The following is a 15,233-nucleotide window of genomic DNA, read 5'->3' on the forward strand; positions in this document are numbered from 1 at the left end:
AAGGAGATTTTTTATGAAGACAACAAAAAGAGTAGTTCTCTCTCTTGCAACAATTTTTTCGTTTCAACTATTGCTCAACACATGCCAAGGACAAGAGCCAACAGTCGACCAACAAGAACAAATACTCAGAGATTTTGTAATTGAAGCACTACCACCAAGTAATCACAAAAGTATCGAATTAATTAATGACATTACCGATCTTGAAGCACTGGAACGAGAAGAGAACCAAGATTTCCCAACAAGTAGAGAGCTGGTGCGCGTGCGCGAAGGTAAAAGTTTGCCCGTTGAAGAAATTAGCGCCATCAAAAAAAGACTACCAAAAGTAAAGGCCAGTGTTGAGCGCATTGTTAACGAAACTCTTTCATACAAACACCTTCCCAACATCAGCGTTGTTGCCAGCGGCGGCGGCTATCGCGCCATGATTGCCTCTCTGGGCCTTACGCAAGGGTTACAAAATATTAACATGCTCGATTCAGTAATGTACATGTCCACTCTTTCAGGTTCTACCTGGTTTTTGGGAAACTGGCTGGCACAAAATGTTCCATTAAGAAATTTTCGCGCTTTGTTGCAAGAACAAGCTTCTAACCATTTACTTACTACCCCGCTCAGCATGGAAGCTTCGTACAAAACGCTCTATAAAAAAGTAAAAAATTCTCAAGACACCAGCCTTATCGACATGTGGGGCATGTTACTTGCCAACAGCTTTTTGAGTAACCTAACTCCGGGCGGGCGTAAAGTTTATCTTTCAGAACTCGCACCAAACTTAGAAACTGGCAATTTTCCGTTGCCTATTTTTACTTCAGTAGGTTCGTTTAACAATGATTATGTTTGGTTTGAATACTCACCGTTTGAAATTGGCAGCCATGAACTAGGCGCATTTATTCCTACTAAAACGTTTAATAGCAAATTTGAAAATGGCGTAACAACCTCAGTTGACGCAGAACAAACACTTGGCTATTTAATGGGCATTTTTGGTTCAGCGTTTTCGGTAAATGCACGTGATTTAGTAAGAATTTTTAAAGATAAAATTCCAGGAAAAACATTGAAATTTGCTCTTGATAAAATTACCCAAATAATGGATTTTGGCGGCTGGCGCGTTACCGCTGCAAAGGTACGCAACTTTACCTACGGCATGCGCAACCAAGCAATGCGTACAAAAAAGCGCTTAACACTCATGGACGGTGGCATTGGTTTTAACTTGCCACTACCTCCTATGCTTCGCCGTGATGTAGATATTTATATTTTCTGTGATGCTTCTGCAAGCTCAGAAAAAGGTGGCGCACTAAGAAAAGCAATGGAGTATGCACAAAAAAATGGCTACAAATTTCCGCGCATCGACTATTCAGTTCTTAGCGAACAACGCGTCTCAATTTTTATGGATTACAACGATCCATCGGTTCCAATGGTTATTTATGTACAAAATGAGTTAGATTTTAAAACAACAAAATTTGAGTACACGCCAAGCGAATTTACGCAATTAAGCAACCACATGACCAGAGCCGTTGAAGACAATTACGAAGCATTTTATGAAGCAGTCAAAATTAAAGTAAAACAGTTACAACAGCTCCACCGCTCAACTTCATGGGCACACATTAATGTTGAAGAGCCTGAAAGGCTCGCTGAACAATTTTTAATTCCTGCCAGTGCTTAATTGTCAAACGGCTCATGGCCAGCCAAAAGACCACGATAATAAGCAGAACGCTTTTCAAGCTGCTCATGCGGATGGAAACGAAGTTCCTTTTCATCCGCAAGCAGCGAGAAGTCGAGCAGGCCCACGGCATCGTCAAGCGTTTTAAGCCGATGCGCAATAACAATAGTAACCGCTTTAGTTGCCAACTGCGAAATCATCGCAGTAATCGCCCTTTCACTCATCTCATCAAGACTACTCGTTGGTTCGTCGATCAAAATAAGATGCGGCTGAAAGTACATGGCACGCAAATATAAATTAGCAAAATTAAGTCGCTGGCGCTGCCCACCAGAAAGCGTAAAGCCACCTTCCCCAACAAAGGTTGCTAACCCTTGTTTTTTTTCAAACAAAGCCCACAAGCCAACTTTTTCTAAAACTTCCCTCAACTGATCATCACTATAAATTTGAATATCGGCAGGAAGCCCAAACAGAACATTGTGCTTCAACGTGCCACGAATATTTGTTGCAACTTGACCTTGCAAGGCAATCAAGCGGCGGCGCGCAATATCGTCAACTTGATAAATATCAACATTATCAACAAAAATCTTTCCAAATGTTGGACGCAGTTGCCCTCCAAGTAATGACAACAAGGTGCTTTTCCCAATACCTGAAGGCCCAATAACGCCATAAAGTTTGTTGATTTGCTTTGCAGAAACTTCAAGCAAAAGCGTATGCCCTTCAAAAATTTTTGTTGTTGCATCATAATCAAAATAAATATCTTTTGCTTGAAGTGAAAACAACTCTCTTGGTGCTAATACCATATTAACGCGACAATATCTTTCAAGTTTTTGCAAAACGGGATACGTTTGCTTACCAAACTCACGAATGTAAACAAAGAGATCATTAATTCTCGTTGTATACGTTAAAATTTTGCGAATTGGCTTTTCAATTTTAACAATTTCATGTGTACCTCGCAGGTACATCAACAGCAACGAAATAGCCATTGAAATCTCAAGTTGACCACTTTTTGCCACCCACAACAACCACGTACCAATAACAAAAATACTACTCACATAAAGAATTTTTATAAACGCATAAATACAATTGTACATAAACCATAATTTACCTTCCTTGTGCATCAAGCGCTTGTCTTTATCACGCAAACGATCATCAACTTCATTTGAAGCAAAACAAGTTCTAATTAAATTGTTTTGTGCTAAATTCTCAACACCAACCGACTTTGATTTGTCAGACGCACGAATTAGTTTTTTTTCGTACGGAATAATCATTAACTTGGCTGTTACTGCGCCCACAATCATAATAATACCCAGCAAGAGCCCCGCACAAAGACCCAGCAACCACAAGTAGCACGAAAGTGAGATAACAACCGTAACAACACCTACCGCAATTTGTAAAATTTCGGTAATCACCGCATCAAGCAAATCTTCGTAACCTTTTGAAGCACGATCAATTTTGCCCAAAATGGTACCACTTGAACGACGCGTATGATAAATGGGATCAACTTGTAAAAAAAACTGATGCGCTCGATAGTGCACGCTGTGAATACAACGTAACTGCAAGACGCTGTTAAACAAGCGGGAAACCAATTGAATAAGATAAACCCCAACCCACACCAAAAATAAATAAGCAAAATAATCATAGCGCTGAATCGAGAAAATCCAACCAATCATTAAAATAGCCATTGGCCGAAAAATGGCAGCAATAATTTCACCAAAAAGTGCAAGCCCTAAATAGACCTTTTGGTCAATGATAACCTGCCACCACGGGCTTTCGAATCTGACTTTTAACAGACTGAGTTTTTGTTTAAAACTATCAATCAAAAAATATGCGTTCACAGGCTCCCTTTCTTTACTTTAAAGCTCATACGCAGCTTGGTAAGCATAAGAAAAAGAGCCTTGAACGCTCAATAATTATTAAAAAAAGAGACTTCTTGCAGCCCTAGTCACGAGAACGTGCGTAAGTTCCCATCAATTGCCCAGCGCCAATAACTAAACCTTGCATAGCCATTTCAACAACTTTTTTTGTAGCACCTGGAGCTAGATCAAGTTTTTTTGAAAGCGCATATACTTTAAAAAAATAGCGATGCACGCCAGATGGTGGACATGGCCCACCGTACCCAATTTTACCAAAGTCAGACTTGCCCTGCCGCATACCATTAGCAAACTCTTCTTTGCCTTGCTCAATATTTTCTGCAAGTCCGGTTGAATTGGCAGGAATATTGTAAGCTACCCAGTGCACCCACGTTTTTCCCGGAGCATCGGGATCATCGCAAAAAAGGACAAAACTTTGTGTTTCTTGTGGCGCATTGTCCCACAAAAGCTGTGGCGATCTATTATCTCCATCACACGAATACTGCGGCGGAATTGGCTCACCAGCCTTAAAAGCTGAGCTTGTTACCGTTAAAACCTGTTGCACAACGTTCATAACCTCTCCCTGTATTGACGGCGCATCGTGCGCTGTGTGAGCATTAAAACCTGTCAAAAAACAAAAAATAAAAACTATTCTTCGACCTACTACCATAATCCCTCCCCCTCTTGTTTAAAGCGCGGTTGAGAAATCGTCTGTTTCATTACAATAACGATCCCATACTATTGATAAACACTCGGCCGTAACCCCTAATCCAAAAGCAGATGAAAGCGCAAAGGTACAGCACAAAACTCTTTCTAACGTTTTCATGTTATCTTCAAGCTGCTTATCTTGTGACAATCCCGTTACATGTTTTGCTAAATATTCTTTTTTCCAGGTATCAAAGAGATCAGAACCTTTCCAAAAAGCAAGCAAAACAAGCGCCGTAGCAACAAAACCAGCACTAAAAAATGTTGCACGCATTTTTTGAGAACTACTATGAGCAAACATAAGCTCATTGATGTGTTGCACAACTTCTTGTTCAGAAAGGCCCTTTTGCTCAAGATTTTTAACAAACTGAACCAACTCTTGTTCGTCGCTATTTTGCAACACAAGCTGTGCCTCAACTTGAACCGTTACAAAACAAGCAACCATAAAAAATTTCATCAAATTCTTCATCTCATCTCCTTCTTAAAAAAACAACTAACGTAAAACTTCAGGTGCTACTACTTTCCCGTGAATCGTGTGATACGTAAGCGAAACTTTATGTTTTTCATTCAAATCAAGATCGTAAATATCACATTGCTCAAATGGAAGGGCATATAAATGTAACGAGATTGCAGGGATATCAAAAGTATTCCCAACGGCATGAATACCAGCGGGCCCGTCAACATAGCCATGCTCACCAATATTAACGGCCTGCTTGCGCAAAAGACGCTCAGCCCCGGGTGGCTCTTCTTGATAATCGGTAAACTCAAGCTTACCATCAAGTACCTTCATCCAACATTTTTGCCCCTCGTGCCCATGCACCGGACTGTGCTGGCCTGGCCCCCAGCACAACAATAAAAGATCAAAGTCTGATGTTTTGTGAATTAAATTACGCGTGTAACGTGCATTAGAAAAAAAAATATAAGGCTCCAACATTGCTATTGTTGGAGCCTCTTTTTGTAAAAGTCTGAGTATTTGATCAATTGGAAAATTGTCATACGATAATTTATTAATTTTCTCAATAAATTCGCTTATCTCAAAACTAGGCTCAATAAGATACTGGCCCTTGTTTCCGTCTTCCCTACTCATCTCCATCTCCTTTTTTCAAAACAACTATTTTATTACTAATTCACGATCAAACAAAATTTCGCCAAGGCCTGTTCCCATGCGCTTGATGGTGGTTATAAAACTCACCAAATCATGCTCTGCACGAACTTGCTCAGTTAAAAATTCTTCTTCCAAATACGCGGTAAAGTGGTACTCTCCCTCTTTGTCTGAAAGCTCACGCAAAGCAATAATTTTTTTGTGTACCTCTTTTTCAAGAGCAAGGGCTTTTTCAAACGCTTGCAACAAACTCACGCTCGTAACTTTTGGCGCTTGAATATCACTCAAAATAACATGCCCGCCACGTTGACTAATATAGTCAATCAACTTGCCGGCGTGTTCTTGTTCTTCAACACTTGAACGTTTAAAAAATGCTGCAACGTTGGGCAGTGCTACATCGTGTCGGCTAAAATAAATAGACAAAGCGTGGTACACATAACCAGCGGTAAGTTCTGCATTAATCTGATTATTGGTTGCTTTAACACATTTTTCTGAAAATTTTGTTACCAATGGTGCAGACATAAAAACTCCTTAGTTGTTTTTCTTTTGTTCCAAACGTATTTTTTCTTGGTAAAGCCAACGAGCAACAGTATCTAAATAAACTGCGTTATTGTTATCTTCTTCATCAACCGCTCGCCCAACGGTTTCTACATAAAATTCCTGTGGCAAGGCCGTTTGTACTACTGAATGTTGATAGAGAACGTACGGCTGGTTTGACAACACCAAACACGAACCATGTTGCGGGCTCATGACAAGCCAATCATTAATGGTATCAAGCGTTGTTGGGCGAACCCACGTGCCATCAACACGCTGCCTCATTGGACTGTCAACAAACGTAACTGACACAGCTCTCATAAGTTCCGGAATTTCAGCCTGGTCATAAACAAAACGCATCATCTCCATCTCAGTTTTAGGAAGACTGCCGAAAAACTGCCAATCTTTTCTGATCGGTAAATCTATGTTAGTAAGGCTCAATAAAGCATCTTCTCCCTCAAAATCTTTTTCTAAAGCACGCTGGCCACTAAGAAATACCAGTTTATCAAAACGAATTCCCTGATTCCACAACTTAACAAGATGGCCCAAGCGAAGCCGTACTCTAGACAATGTAGCTCCCAAAAGTAATGCATAATCATAGCTTTTTTTAGTGGGTTGCTGCTCTGCAATAAAACCAAGCCTCTCTAAAATAGATAAAAATTCATTCTGTCTTGCTACTAAAAGTTCGGACATTTCCCAACGCTCTTTGCCCACCTGTCGCAACCATTGGGCCTGTGTTTTTGCCACAACATCAACTAACGAACCATCATGCTTAACATTCATAAACTCAAGCAAATCAAGCAGATCTTTATTAAGATTTCCGGCCTTGTCAACAACAACCGTGGAACAACTATCAACAGCCACAAGATCGTGCTTCTCATGGGTAAAAAAAGAACACGAAGGGAAAAAAGCCAGCGTTACTAAAAAAAGCGATAAAAATCTAGCAGCAACCATACAAACCTTTCAAAAAAACCTACAACTATCTACGCTGGCAGGGTACCTTAAATCTTTTAATCGTTAAAGTTATTATTACTCTTCAACTGCAAGCAAAGCCTTACGTATCAACTTTTGGTGGCGACGCTCAAAACTAGAACTATCTCTTCTACCAAAAGAATTTAAGTAATCTTTTTCAAGTTCTTTGCCAATCGTCATAACTTCGTTAAAGAAATCATCAACATCGTTACTGGTCAATGTCGGGTTAACCATGGTAAGTCTCAATACAATGCGCTCTTTAACCCACGAATAGTTAATCATCCAGCGCCCTCGCTGAACTAATCGCTTGCGCAAGGCAACATTAAAAAAATCTATATCTTTTCTGTCTTGCTGACTGTCGAAAGAAAAATAAGTTGGAACATACTGAAAACAAACCGGCAACCAGTCTGGCATGCAAATCAGATACAAAAGAGGCTCTGCCTGAATAATACGACGCGCATATGCTGCCAAATTGACTAATGAATCAATTTTTTGCTCATAGCCACGGTCACCATGAGCTTGCCAGTCTAACCACAATTTAAGTGCATCAACACGCCTGCCGCATTGCAACGAAAAATGACCAAGATCAAAGTTATCGGTACCTTCATGGAATATATATTCAGTCCCGTTCACTTTGTTAAGATCTTGCAAAATACCTTCTTTATTAAACAAAATAGCAGAACACATTAACGGCACCGACAAAACTTTATGAAAATCCCACGCTACTGAATGCGCTTGCTCAATACCAGCAAGCAAGGTACGCCGCGATACCGACAAAAGATTAGCTCCACCAAAGGCAGCATCAACGTGCAGCCACAGATTGTATTGGCGTACAATAGGCACAATATCTACAAGTGAGTCGATTGCGCCAAGCACCGTAGTACCAATTGTTGCTGCAACAAAAAAAGGAATTTTGCCATCATTTAAAGTTTTTTGAATAGCGTTTTCAAGCGCATCTACCCGCATGCGGCCCTGCTCATTGGAAGCAACTTGCACTACATTATTTTCTCCAAGCCCCAGCACATGCGCAGCTTTTTGAAATGAGTAATGTGCTTGGTCTGAAACAAATAGCACAAGCTCATCACGATTGCGATACAGCCCTTCTGCTTTAACGCGTGGCAAAAAGGCATTACGCGCCGCCAAAAGTGCTACTAAGTTTGCATTACTGCCGCCGGTAACAAACGTACCCTCACCATTTTCAAAGCCCACCAACGAACATAATTTGTTTAAGAGCGTTGCCTCAATCAATGTTGCCACTGGTGCTGCTTCGTACGTATACATCGACGTATTTGAAAGCGCTGCTATAACCTCACCCAGCACGGCAGCATCTGAAGACCCAGAGAATGTTTGATTACAAAATTTTTTATGGTTTGTCCTAACACTATATTTTAAATATTTGGTCATTAAATCAAGTAATTGTCCTTCAGTTTTTCCCTGCAAACCTATGGCCAGATCAATTTTTTTTTGCAAAGCAGCAGGACCAAATGGCACCACCACTGGCGTCTCTTTTTTTTCGTTACCAGCAATATACTCACGCAACAGCTCACACGCCTGCTCAATAAAATCTTCTCGGTCTGCACGCACTGAAAGAACTGTTATCAAACTTACAAAAGTCCATGCTACTATCTGTTTTGTATGCATCACCAACTCCCTCTTTTTTTTGTTACCAACAAATGTCTTCTTTTTTCAAAAACTACTGCTATCTTAAAATTTTAACCATCAATCTCTGACATAGTTTTAAATCGGAAGGCTTTTGTGAAGCAATATATTATCGCTTTAACAATATTTTTTCTTTGTTCCGGCACTATTTCAAGCGCTCCTGCCTACAACAAAAACATCGATACACTATTATGCGAAACATTTGATCTCACCATAAAAAATCAAGCGTATCTTGCACCAGATATTAGCTTTCTTTTTATCGATTTTAAATGCAACAACGGCGCTATAAAAATTTGTGAGCTTGGCACCAGCACGCATGCAGGACTTACCGACTCACAAGTTTTTGTTCGCGGCAAACAAGAAACAATGGTATCGCCGTACTGGAACGTGTTGTGGCCCTACTTGAGCAAATTTACTATTCCGGTTTGGTTTGTAGGGTGGATTGCTGAAAAAAACCGCATGACCTACCACTCATTCAAAGCGTTGGGCGGCAAGCGTGCACGCAGCTTAAAAGATTTAGAAAAAAAATTACTCTTTCAGGAACAGGCAAAAAAACAACTGCCAAATAATCCATCAATTCAAGACCACGCAGGCATTATCATTTACCGCCGCCCCGCAGGCGAATCTTATCAACATCGCAAAAACTTTCAAAAAAAATACCCCAACTTTTTGTTTCTCAACGATGCCTCACGTTCTTATACCGCAAAACATGAAACAGCAAAGCTCCTTGAGCAAAACGGGCTACAAGAATTTAAACCCGCCTGGCGTGTTTATCCCAAAAAATACTATCCTGATCTTGCACAAAAAATTTCTCACGATCTCCCTGGTGATATTGTAGTTATTAAGCCGCTCAAATCTATGCAGAGTCGCGGCGTAAATATTATAAAAAAAGAAGATCTTGATGAACGACTTAAGCTCATTTTACAAGATCATAATACCATTCCAGCAAGCGCTCATCGTTCTTTAAGCCATTGGAAACGAGATAAAAGCGATGCCTTTATTGTAGAAGAATTTGCTACATCGCACCTCATTACACGCAACAAAAAGCGCTACCAACCAACCATGCGCATTGTGTTTGGACTTACCAACAACAAGGGGGTTATCTCTCTGACCGTGTTTGGTGGATTTTGGAAAATACCACTTAAATCAGTTGACGATCCTTATGCTTCGTTAATTGAAAAAAACGTTACCATTCCCTTTCAAGGGCCCTTTTATGTTGGCATACCAATCAGCCCCCGCGACATGGCACAAGTAAAAAAATCACTCGGCTACCTGTTGCCACGCATGCATTTGGGTATGCTCAAAGCACGAAAGGAACATAAATCATGAAACTTATAAATTTATTATTTTTGATTTTATGTACAAAGACAAACCTATGCAACGCACAAGAGCTTTTTGATCCTGGCAACCATCCAAGCAATCCATTACTAGAACAATATTACGTCACAGAATCAAAAAATCCTGATAATTACTTTGACAAAGCAGCAATCGCATCAATTTTAAAAAGAACGTACACCGTCCCAATCAACATTAATTCACCAATCAAAGCAAGCATTGCCTATTTTTGTGCCGACATAAAATACAATAAGGGCAAACTAAAAATTTGCGAACTCAATCCAGTACCTGGCGTATCTCCAAGCGTGTACAACGTTCTTGTTGACGGAAAAAAATATGATGCATATTGTCCTTTTTGGAAAGCGTTTTGGGCTTACACAAAACAATTTGATATCCCTATTTGGTTTGTGGGACCAACATGCAAAACAAATGCTCTAGATTTTGATAGTTTTTTTGAAGAAGGCTACACGTATCACAAAAGTTTGGACGATCTGGTTCAGGATCCATTGTTTATAGAGCGCAGCAAAAAAAACATTGCAGATATATCTGCTATCAGCAATTATAGCGGACTTATTATTTATAATCCTGGTATTGGCACAAGCTTTAAACAAGCTTATGAAATTGTAGAAAACGTTAAACAACATTATCCAAATTTTTTGTGGCTCAATGATAGTGCTCAATGGTTTACTGGCGACAAAGATCTCATGGCACGCCTCTTTTTAAATACCGAAACTCAAGAGTTTAAACCTCAGTGGAAAGTTTATAAAAAAATCTATACGCCAGACTTAGCAACTGAAATTATTGAAGAATTTGAGCGAGACATGTATGTTATAAAACCAACTGACGGCACATGGAGCGGAGGGGTGACTATTGTATCAAAAGATGATCTTGACGCAACACTTAAGCTTCTTTTTGAGCCAAAACAAAAACATAAAAGAACAGGTCAAAAAAATATTGATTATTGGCAGAACAACAAAAGCGATTCGTTTATTGTTGAAGAGTTTATGCAATCACAAACGTTAACAATAAACGGCAACGAGTATAATCCAACACTACGCTTAGCTTTTATCATAAGTCACGAACGCAATAGTATTTCATTTACGCTGTTGGGTGGCGGCTGGAAAACGCCGCAAATACCACTCAACAAAGTTGGCGATCTTGTATTAAAACATGTCACACTCGGACTCCCTGCTGAGTTTTGTGGCCTCCAAATAGATCCTGAAGATTTTGCCATGATGGAGCAAATCATGAACGCAGCAGGGCCAAAAATCTATACTGAGATACTCAAAAATTACGAAACAACCAAACAAGATTATTTAGCAAGATAATTTATACCCGCTGCTGCAACATTTTTAAATAAGCTTGTGGCAACATTTTTTTAAGCAAGGTACGAGCACCTTTCACATCAGTTGGATCAATTTGAATACCTCTCAGCTTGTTGTTGCGAGTTGGAACCGTTTTATGCTTTTCAGTAAAGGTTCCCTCTTCTGTTAAAGATTTTGGCGGGACCTTCCAAAAACCAGGCAGAATGGTTGTATAAATTTTGCCATTATCATAACGCATAATACAAAACATACGCATAGTTGGATCGTAAGGTTGGTCATAAACTTCTATAGTTTTTGATTGGCAAAACTCTTCTGCAATAAAAAATTTATTCGTATCACCCTTCCAATATTCGTACGTACTCGATTCTTTTGGTCGATGATTAAATGCATAACGTTTGGAACTAAAAATATTCTTCAATGTTGCGTCAAGCTCTTCGCGATGAGTAATAATAACACCATTACTGCGACCAGAATTAAGCGGCTTTATCACCACATATTCACTCTTTAAACTTTTTAAAATATCGCTGACTAACTCTTTGGTATACTTTTTCTTGTGCAAACCCCAACGAGGTCTAAATTGTTCTAGCACCTTGCCTTCAAACAATTCTCGTGCTCGTTTTTTACTCGTTGCAAAGGGAGTTGTGGCAGCATCAAGAACAAGAAATTGTGGGTACTGCTTTTTAAAAGCTGCAATGGCTAGATTATTTTCAGAAAAACGATCATCACGATAACCATAAATTACTAAACCTTGATAACCAGAAAATTGATCAACTTTTATATCACGTAGTTGCTCTTGAGTAAGAAGACACTCAAGAAAAACAACATCTTTTTTTAAGTTGGGAATACTAGAAGCATAGCGACCACCCATGCGCAAAAAGTCATCCCAATAAAGCTTTTCTGACAACGTAACACTATGATCACAAATAACATTTTTTGCAGGATTTTTGCCAATATACCACACAGGCAAATCAAACTGACTTAAATAATGCCAAAAGAAAATCCAGTAAGGAGCTGTTAGCTTTGTCGCAACACCATTGACCATGGCTTCACTAGTTAATGCTGAAGCGTTTTTTCCTTCAACAAATTCGCATACCTTAAGCACACCATCACGATACTTCATATCAATGCCCAAAAAAGAAATATCTGCTTTAAGACCATTTCTAACTTTAGCATCAACGTTAGTTACTAGTGTGTCATCAAGGAGCGCTTGCATATGAACAGGCAAAGCATGATGCATACGCTTAGGCAATTTTGCACAAAAATTACTGGAAAAGAAAAGCGACAGAACGAGAGCTAGAAAAAAAACCATGACATGCTCCTTTTTATGATTGACAACTATTACCATTGCATGGTATTAAAAAAACCTTGTCAAAATCAACAGTCTTTAAAAGCACTAAAACTATGGCTAAAAAAATGATTAATCACCGCACACTTTTGAACAAAGCAAAAGAAGCACAGCACAAGGCCTACGCACCCTACTCTAACTTTCACGTTGGTGCAGCATTATTGGCAAAAGATGGTTCTATTTATACCGGCTGCAACGTAGAAAATGCGTCGTACGGAGCAGCAATATGTGCTGAGCGTACTGCTTTTGTAAAAGCGCTATCGGAAGGCCAACGATCTTTTGAAGCAATTGCTATCGTTGCATCACACAACAAACATACTTACCCTTGTGGCATATGCCGCCAGTTTATGGCAGAATTTGGCCTTGATTTGAAAATTATTACCGAAGATCTTTATACAACTGCCGAGCAAACACTTGCTGAATTTTTACCCAAAGCTTTTACTTCTTTCCAAACTGACCAAGAGATTCCTGCAAAAAAGGATAATACCGCGCAATTATTGTAAGCTTGTGCATAATTCGTTCATCATCTTCAAGTATGGCACAAACATTATCAATATTCGGTGTTTGTGCCATAGCACAAATCATAGCAGAGCTTAACGCAATGCGCAGCGCAGCACATTCGTTACCAACGCTTGTTAACTTAACCGGCTGACCAATAAGAAATTTTTGCCGACAAAGATCAATTTCGTCTGCAGTAGCACTTGCAGGCAAGGCAGCTGAAATGTCTTGTGTTAGCCAGTAATGAACAGACTGTAAAGCACTAAAATCAAGCAGCGTACCATCATCCAGCACAACCAATAACGAAATAACCGAGTTGCTTTGACCAAGTAAAGGCACATCACAAGATTTGTTATCTGATATTTTTTCCTCAAGCAAACGCAGATAGTTATTACTGCGTACCAGCGACTTGACACCCGCTACCCATTGCACAATTACTTGGTCCCGCAATGCACTCTCAAGTAATGAAAAACGCTCCATTTCAGCACACACCGCTTCCAACCGTAACCACAAACCATAATTACTACGCTTGGCAAAAGCTGCACGCAAAGCTTGCAAATCAACATCAGCATCGTAACTGGTAAAATAATCACCAAAACTTACGGGTACCTGTGCAGCGTTACCAACACTCATAAACTCTTGCGCATCATCACGAGCAAGTAACACTAAGCCAGAAAATGGCGGACCGGCAAAAAATTTTGAGCCGGTAATAAAAACATTAAACTGTTCGTCCAAATAAGTACGAATCAGATTATCGTCACACCGCGATTGCGCGGCATCAACAATTACGACCAGCTTTTTGCCATAAATATTTTTCATGCGTTTAACAAAATCAAACGATGGTACTGAAAGACCCGTTTTAGAAAAATGAACCAAATGCACAACTGCAATTTGGTTTTCTTCACCAATAACACGTGCCAACAAATCTTCAATTTGTTTCTCAACATCGGCTAATAAGCTAACACTGCCATCAATCTTATTACGAGCACCAATTTGAATTCCCTGCACCACTTGTAAAGGAACCCCCGCAAGACTTGTTCCAGCATGCGTGCACCCACCACTGGGCAAGTAACTGGACAAATGAGTACAGGTTGCACCAAGATACGACAAGCTACCAACTTCACCAGAAGCCGTTAATATAGTAGTTACTAAGGGCTTATTACCAGTGTACATACCAGCTTGCCAGAACGGATGACGCACCAGCGCCAAAAGCGTAATAATCATTTCGGCGTCTGAACCCGAGGGCGTAGTAACCGCACAACTGTTCTCAACATGGAAATAATTTTTAAGCCGCGCACGTAAGTTTTGCATCGCCTGATCGAAACATTGTTCAAGATTTGACGATAACGCCTTCTTCAAAAGTCCACGACGCATCAACTCAGTGCGCTTGTACGCATGCATTGTTGGACAACTACTGGTACAACTGGAGCGCATTATCACATCAGTTGTAGGTAATGGCGATGTGTAATATTTATTTAAACCCGTTTGCGGCGAAACAAACAAACGATCATCGCCACCTTGCGTCATAAGAATCTGAGCGGGAATGGCCAATGGCAGTACGTCAACAGCCTGCTGCACTGCCATTTTAATAGGAGCTTCAAACTCAGGCGCATAGTCATAATGCTCAAAAAGATATGCACCAATCAGCTGAGCTTTTTCTGGAGCGCCTGCATTATTGTTAACAAGATTTTTAAAATCAATAACAAGCCGTTTTTCAAGTGAAGATTCATTACCAATTATTTCTTGATATCGCTCTTGCTCTTGGCTAGAAAACGAACTTAAATAACTTAAGGCATAATGCTTAGAAAGTAACTCATACAAAACATGTCGCTGCGCTGTTTGCTCATCATCTTGTTCTAACAAAGAAGCAAAATGCAAACTGTAGGCAAGATTTACTGCAACAACTACATCGGAAATGTCTGCCGCATGATATAAAGAAACTACTCCCTGCAAACAGGCCGCTTTAGCGTACTCAGGTGCATCAACTAACACAACAGGCACGCCAGTTTTTAAAAAAACGCAAAGCTCGGGACGTACTTTTAAAAGATTTTTTCGTACTGATACTTCATGACCAAAAAGTCCTCCAGTACAGAAAAAAATAAAAACTACCCATACCATCTTTTTCATTCTCTACCCTCCCCAAAGACTTCTTGAACATTATTCAATTTAGTCAGACAGAAGCATTGCTATCGTAACAAAAAATGATTTTTTAAATCAAGACTCTGCCAAAATAACATTCTTCATTTATTATTTTAAGATC

General features: G+C 39.8%; 13 protein-coding genes. 4 read left to right on the forward strand and 9 right to left on the reverse strand.

All coding sequences use genetic code 11. The annotated features are described in order from the left end of the window. Positions 1-13: 13 nt before the first annotated feature. Positions 14-1,651, forward strand: coding sequence for a hypothetical protein (locus K2W90_06075; GenBank protein MBY0353902.1), 1,638 nt, complete (start codon positions 14-16; stop codon positions 1,649-1,651). Here K2W90_06075 and K2W90_06080 read toward each other — a convergent pair. The 7 genes from K2W90_06080 to K2W90_06110 form a co-directional block, all read right to left on the reverse strand. Beyond that, complete coding sequence (locus K2W90_06080; GenBank protein ID MBY0353903.1) at positions 1,648-3,483, reverse strand: ABC transporter ATP-binding protein/permease; 1,836 nt, start codon at positions 3,481-3,483, stop codon at positions 1,648-1,650. The genes K2W90_06075 and K2W90_06080 overlap by 4 nt on opposite strands. A 103-nt stretch (positions 3,484-3,586) precedes the next feature. Continuing rightward, positions 3,587-4,168: a YbhB/YbcL family Raf kinase inhibitor-like protein gene (locus tag K2W90_06085; protein MBY0353904.1), complete on the reverse strand. Its 582-nt coding sequence runs from the start codon at positions 4,166-4,168 to the stop codon at positions 3,587-3,589. 18 nt (positions 4,169-4,186) lie between these two features. Next, the gene (locus K2W90_06090; GenBank protein MBY0353905.1) at positions 4,187-4,672 is read right to left on the reverse strand and encodes a hypothetical protein; all 486 of its coding nucleotides are present in this window, start codon (positions 4,670-4,672) and stop codon (positions 4,187-4,189) included. A 24-nt stretch (positions 4,673-4,696) separates the two neighbouring features. After that, the gene (locus K2W90_06095; protein ID MBY0353906.1) at positions 4,697-5,290 is read right to left on the reverse strand and encodes a cysteine dioxygenase family protein; all 594 of its coding nucleotides are present in this window, start codon (positions 5,288-5,290) and stop codon (positions 4,697-4,699) included. Positions 5,291-5,314: 24 nt separating this feature from the next. Continuing rightward, entirely contained in the window at positions 5,315-5,827 is a 513-nt protein-coding gene (locus K2W90_06100) for a ferritin (GenBank protein ID MBY0353907.1), read from the reverse strand. A gap of 9 nt (positions 5,828-5,836) precedes the next feature. Next, positions 5,837-6,793, reverse strand: a complete 957-nt coding sequence (locus K2W90_06105) for a hypothetical protein (protein MBY0353908.1) — start codon at positions 6,791-6,793, stop codon at positions 5,837-5,839. A gap of 75 nt (positions 6,794-6,868) precedes the next feature. Beyond that, a complete protein-coding gene (locus tag K2W90_06110) occupies positions 6,869-8,452 on the reverse strand; it encodes a hypothetical protein (GenBank protein ID MBY0353909.1) in 1,584 nt (527 codons plus the stop codon). A gap of 114 nt (positions 8,453-8,566) precedes the next feature. Here K2W90_06110 and K2W90_06115 point away from each other — a divergent pair, with 114 nt between their 5' ends. Both K2W90_06115 and K2W90_06120 read left to right on the forward strand, forming a co-directional pair. Beyond that, positions 8,567-9,799 carry a hypothetical protein gene (locus K2W90_06115; GenBank protein ID MBY0353910.1) on the forward strand — a complete coding sequence of 411 codons (1,233 nt, stop codon included), beginning with the start codon at positions 8,567-8,569 and terminating at the stop codon, positions 9,797-9,799. Continuing rightward, positions 9,796-11,133, forward strand: coding sequence for a hypothetical protein (locus K2W90_06120; GenBank protein ID MBY0353911.1), 1,338 nt, complete (start codon positions 9,796-9,798; stop codon positions 11,131-11,133). Before K2W90_06115 ends, K2W90_06120 begins: the two co-directional genes overlap by 4 nt. A 1-nt stretch (position 11,134) precedes the next feature. Here K2W90_06120 and K2W90_06125 read toward each other — a convergent pair whose 3' ends face one another. After that, the gene (locus tag K2W90_06125; protein ID MBY0353912.1) at positions 11,135-12,439 is read right to left on the reverse strand and encodes a hypothetical protein; all 1,305 of its coding nucleotides are present in this window, start codon (positions 12,437-12,439) and stop codon (positions 11,135-11,137) included. A 92-nt stretch (positions 12,440-12,531) separates the two neighbouring features. Here K2W90_06125 and K2W90_06130 point away from each other — a divergent pair, with 92 nt between their 5' ends. Further along, the gene (locus K2W90_06130) at positions 12,532-12,978 is read left to right on the forward strand and encodes a cytidine deaminase (GenBank protein ID MBY0353913.1); all 447 of its coding nucleotides are present in this window, start codon (positions 12,532-12,534) and stop codon (positions 12,976-12,978) included. Here the strand turns inward: K2W90_06130 and K2W90_06135 are convergent. Next, on the reverse strand, positions 12,914-15,100 hold the full coding sequence (locus K2W90_06135) for a hypothetical protein (protein ID MBY0353914.1): 2,187 nt from the start codon (positions 15,098-15,100) through the stop codon (positions 12,914-12,916). The genes K2W90_06130 and K2W90_06135 overlap by 65 nt on opposite strands. Positions 15,101-15,233 lie beyond the last annotated feature (133 nt).

The organism is Candidatus Babeliales bacterium, from assembly GCA_019749895.1.
GTDB lineage: Bacteria > Babelota > Babeliae > Babelales > RVW-14 > AaIE-18.

What these genes read in the sequence shown, in the direction of transcription:
- K2W90_06075 (MBY0353902.1), top strand. Translation starts at nt 14, where the DNA reads ATGAAGACAACAAAAAGAGTAGTTCTCTCTCTTGCAACAATTTTTTCG.
- K2W90_06085 (MBY0353904.1), bottom strand. Translation starts at nt 4,168, where the DNA reads ATGGTAGTAGGTCGAAGAATAGTTTTTATTTTTTGTTTTTTGACAGGT.
- K2W90_06090 (MBY0353905.1), bottom strand. Translation starts at nt 4,672, where the DNA reads ATGAAGAATTTGATGAAATTTTTTATGGTTGCTTGTTTTGTAACGGTT.
- K2W90_06095 (MBY0353906.1), bottom strand. Translation starts at nt 5,290, where the DNA reads ATGAGTAGGGAAGACGGAAACAAGGGCCAGTATCTTATTGAGCCTAGT.
- K2W90_06100 (MBY0353907.1), bottom strand. Translation starts at nt 5,827, where the DNA reads ATGTCTGCACCATTGGTAACAAAATTTTCAGAAAAATGTGTTAAAGCA.
- K2W90_06105 (MBY0353908.1), bottom strand. Translation starts at nt 6,793, where the DNA reads ATGGTTGCTGCTAGATTTTTATCGCTTTTTTTAGTAACGCTGGCTTTT.
- K2W90_06110 (MBY0353909.1), bottom strand. Translation starts at nt 8,452, where the DNA reads ATGCATACAAAACAGATAGTAGCATGGACTTTTGTAAGTTTGATAACA.
- K2W90_06120 (MBY0353911.1), top strand. Translation starts at nt 9,796, where the DNA reads ATGAAACTTATAAATTTATTATTTTTGATTTTATGTACAAAGACAAAC.
- K2W90_06125 (MBY0353912.1), bottom strand. Translation starts at nt 12,439, where the DNA reads ATGGTTTTTTTTCTAGCTCTCGTTCTGTCGCTTTTCTTTTCCAGTAAT.
- K2W90_06130 (MBY0353913.1), top strand. Translation starts at nt 12,532, where the DNA reads ATGGCTAAAAAAATGATTAATCACCGCACACTTTTGAACAAAGCAAAA.
- K2W90_06135 (MBY0353914.1), bottom strand. Translation starts at nt 15,100, where the DNA reads ATGAAAAAGATGGTATGGGTAGTTTTTATTTTTTTCTGTACTGGAGGA.